The sequence below is a fragment of the Streptomyces prasinopilosus genome, assembly GCF_001419695.1.
Lineage (GTDB): Bacteria > Actinomycetota > Actinomycetes > Streptomycetales > Streptomycetaceae > Streptomyces > Streptomyces prasinopilosus.
On sequence record NZ_LIRG01000859.1, the window covers coordinates 1 to 3518 of the forward strand.

Consider the following 3518-nt stretch of genomic DNA (forward strand, 5'->3'; position numbering starts at 1 on the left):
CCCGTGCGGCACCGGCCGGCCCCCGACCTGTCGACCGACAGGGCGGGGGCCGGCCGGTGCCGCACGGGACCGCCGGGGTCAGAAGGGCAGCCGGCCGCGCGTGCGACGGCCGGCGGAACCGCTGCGTCCCACGGCCTTCGAGCTGCTGCGGAACGGCTTGCTGAACAGGCGCCCCAGGGGGCCGGGGGCCTTTCCACCCGCGCGCGAGCCGAGACCGAGGGCCCGCTGGGTGCCGCGTTCGGGCCCGTGGGACAGACGGGGCACGAGGAATGCCAGTAAGGCGAGAACCACACACAGGGCGACAATTCCGACGATGACCACGAATACCTCCGAGGACTGTGACGTAGCCGTCGTTTGCCCTCGCCCGCGGGGGTTAAAAGCGGTCCAGGGACCGCTCGGCGAGCGGAGGGCCTGCCCGCTGACCGTCGTCCGGGCCGTCCTCGTCCGCCGCCGTCGCCCCGCTGCGCCGACCTCCGCCGGACGAGGACGGGCAGCGCGGACCGCCTCGCGTGCCGGCCGGAGCCATGGATGAAACTCGAGAACGCGCCCCAGTGCACCCAGTCCTCCCCGTCCCCCGACCGGTCCGCCGGTGACCGCGCGCAGCGGATGCGCCGCAGGCTGGAGCGGCTGATCGGCATCGCCGCGACCGAGGGGAACTCCCTGGTCGCCCTGCGCAACGGCGACGAGATCTTCCCCGCGATGCTCAAGAGCGTGCGGTCCGCCGAGCACACGGTGGACATGATGACGTTCGTGTACTGGAGGGGCGACATCGCCCGGGAGTTCGCCCGCGCCCTGGCGGAGCGGGCTCGCGCCGGCGTGCGGGTCCGGTTGCTGCTGGACGGGTTCGGCAGCCGCACGATCGAGAAGGACCTGCTGCAGGACATGCGGGAGGCCGGTGTGCGCGTGGCCTGGTTCCGCCAGCCGGTGGCGCTCTCGCCGCTCAAGCAGAACCACCGCTGCCACCGCAAGGCACTGCTGGTGGACGAACGCGTGGCGTTCACCGGCGGGGTGGGCATCGCCGAGGAATGGTGCGGCGACGCCCGCGACGAGCACGAGTGGCGCGACACGCACGTCGAGGTGCGCGGTCCGGCGGTGGACGGGATCGCCGCGGCGTTCGCGCAGAACTGGGCCGAGTGCCGCGGCGAACTCTTCGACGACCACGACCGCTTCGTCGAGCACCGGCCCGAGGGGGACGCGGTGGTGCAGGTGGTGCGCGGGTCGGCCAGCTTCGGCTGGCAGGACATGCAGACCCTGATCCAGGTGATGATCGAGTCGGCCGAGGAGCGGTTCCGGCTCACGACCGCCTACTTCTCCCCGGACGCCTACTTCGTCGAGCTCCTGTGCGAGGCGTCGCGGCGCGGGGTGGAGGTGGAGATCCTCCTGCCGGGTCCGTACACCGACCAGCGGGTCTGCCAGCTGGCCGGGCAGAACTTCTACGAGGATCTGCTGGCCTGCGGCGTGAAGATCTACCAGTACCAGCCGACGATGATGCACGCGAAGATCATCACAGTGGACGCGACGGCCGCGCTCATAGGATCGACCAACTTCAACCGCCGCTCCCTCGAGCACGACGAGGAGATCATGCTGGCCGTCCTCGACGAGGAGTTCACCGCCACCCTCGACGCCCACTTCGACGAGGACGTGGCGGTCAGCGAACGGATCCGGGAAGGACGCTGGGGGAGACGGTCGCTGCTGCAGCGGGCGCGCGAGACGGCCGTCCTGCCCATACGCCGCTTCCTGTGACGTCCGCGCGGGCGCACCGGCGACGGCGGGGCGCAGGGGAGGCCCCGGGCCCGCGGGCCGCGGGTGCCCGCTGCTCCCGGCGACCGGTGGCCGGGGCCGCCGGGAGGATACTGTTGACCCGTGCCCCCCGCGTTCCGGTGCCCCGGACGCCGCGCCACGGAGGAAGGGGAAGCGCCGGAGCGGGGACGGGACGCAGCAGACGGAACCCGGAGAACGGGCGAGAACCAGCCTGTCCCACCCGTGACAGGGGGACGACCATCCCATCGGAGTGCCGGAGTGCCCACGTCGTGAACGCGCAGACCGCACCCTCCTCACCCGGACCCGGGTCCGGGCGAGCGGCCGAAGTGGCGTGCGAGGTCGTCGAACTCCTCGAGGTGCTGTGGGACCGGGGCCGCGACGCGGCCCCGGTCGCCCCCGTCTCCGCCTCGCAGCTGCGTGTGCTCTACAGCCTCGAACGGGAACAGGGCATCAACCTGCGCACGCTGGGCGAGATGCTCGGATCCTCCCCGCCCTCCGTCAGCCGCCTCTGCGACCGGCTCGAGGCGCTCGGCTTCGTGCGGCGGACCCCGAGCCCCGTCAGCAGGCGGGAGCTGATGCTCGACCTGACCGGGAGCGGGGCGGCGTACCTGGACGAACTCCGGGTGCAGCGCAAGGACGTGCTCCGCTCGGTGATCGAGAGCATGTCCCCCGAATCCCGCACGGCCCTGCGCGACGGGCTGGACGCCTTCCGCGACGCGGTGAAGCGGAACGCACCGGCCCCCGGCGCCCACCGGGCGGACAGAACGGCCTGAGGGAGCCCCGGACGCGGGCACCCGCTCCGCCGGGCCGGGCGGAGGAACCGCTTCACGGACCGGGGTGCGGACCGTCCCCGGAGCGCCCGTACCAGTCGAGGCAGACCACCAGGGCGTCGTCGTCGACCGGGGTCTGCCCCCGGTACGCCGCGAGTTCCCGCAGCACCGCGCCCGGCACCTGCGCCGGCGGCAGCAGGCGGGTGGCGGTGAGGGACCGGGCGAGTGCCCGTTCGCCGTACTTCTCGCCGGTGGAGGCGGCCGCCTCGTAGACGCCGTCGCTGCCGATCAGGAAGCGGTCGCCGGGACGCACCCGGAAGTGCTCGGACGCGTACGGGGTGTCCTCGAACATGCCGAGGGGCAGCTGGGCGTCGAAGGGGAGGGCGTCCACGTCCTTCCCGCGCAGCCGCCACATCCTCGGGGACCCCGCGTCCACGGCCTCCACCTCACCGGTCGCGAGGGTGAACCGCAGCAGCAGGACCGAGACGTGCGCGCCGCCCCGGTACTGCGCGTACACCGCCTGATCGGCGAGGCGGGCCTGGTCGGACAGACCGAGACCGGCGCGCCGGGCGTTGCGCATCGCGTTGACGGCGAGGTTCGTGAGCAGAGCGGCCTCGATGCCCTCCCCCATGCCGTTGGTGACGGTCAGCGTGAGGTGCTCCGCGGACACCGACCAGTCGAAGTTGTCCCCGAAGATCGTGTACGCGGGTTCGATGTGTCCTCCGAGAGCGAACTCGGGACGGGAGCAGGCCCGGCCCGGCAGCAACTGCCACTGCATCTCGGCCGCCAGGGTCAGACGCGAGGCACGGCGGGCCAGGACGTACAGGTCCGTGTCCCGTTCGGCCACGAGGATCTCGTGGCCGAGGACCTCGCAGACGTGCTGCAGCTCGGGAAGGAGCGCCCGCGTGAAGCGGTCCTCCGGCATCGTGACGGACAGCACGCCCATCCGGTCGCCGCGGATGGTGACCGGGAGGTGGACGTCCACCT

The 3518-nt window shown here is 72.7% G+C and carries 4 protein-coding genes; 2 read left to right on the forward strand and 2 right to left on the reverse strand.

Annotated elements, in window-relative coordinates; translation table 11 throughout:
- Positions 1 to 78: 78 nt before the first annotated feature.
- Positions 79 to 321 (reverse strand): DUF6411 family protein, encoded by a 243-nt coding sequence (locus AOK18_RS34855; RefSeq protein WP_055696086.1) that lies wholly within the window; start codon positions 319 to 321, stop codon positions 79 to 81.
- Between the two features lie 285 nt (positions 322 to 606).
- Between AOK18_RS34855 and AOK18_RS27560 the strand changes: the two genes are divergently transcribed.
- Both AOK18_RS27560 and AOK18_RS27565 read left to right on the forward strand, forming a co-directional pair.
- A complete protein-coding gene (locus tag AOK18_RS27560; RefSeq protein WP_240503335.1) occupies positions 607 to 1743 on the forward strand; it encodes a phospholipase D-like domain-containing protein in 1137 nt (378 codons plus the stop codon).
- 287 nt (positions 1744 to 2030) lie between these two features.
- Entirely contained in the window at positions 2031 to 2534 is a 504-nt protein-coding gene (locus tag AOK18_RS27565) for a MarR family winged helix-turn-helix transcriptional regulator (protein WP_079039633.1), read from the forward strand.
- Positions 2535 to 2586: 52 nt separating this feature from the next.
- Here AOK18_RS27565 and AOK18_RS27570 read toward each other — a convergent pair.
- The coding region (locus AOK18_RS27570; protein WP_055696087.1) for a PP2C family protein-serine/threonine phosphatase at positions 2587 to 3518 on the reverse strand (932 nt) is incomplete at its 5' end.

What these genes read in the sequence shown, in the direction of transcription:
- AOK18_RS27560 (WP_240503335.1), top strand. Translation starts at nt 607, where the DNA reads ATGCGCCGCAGGCTGGAGCGGCTGATCGGCATCGCCGCGACCGAGGGG.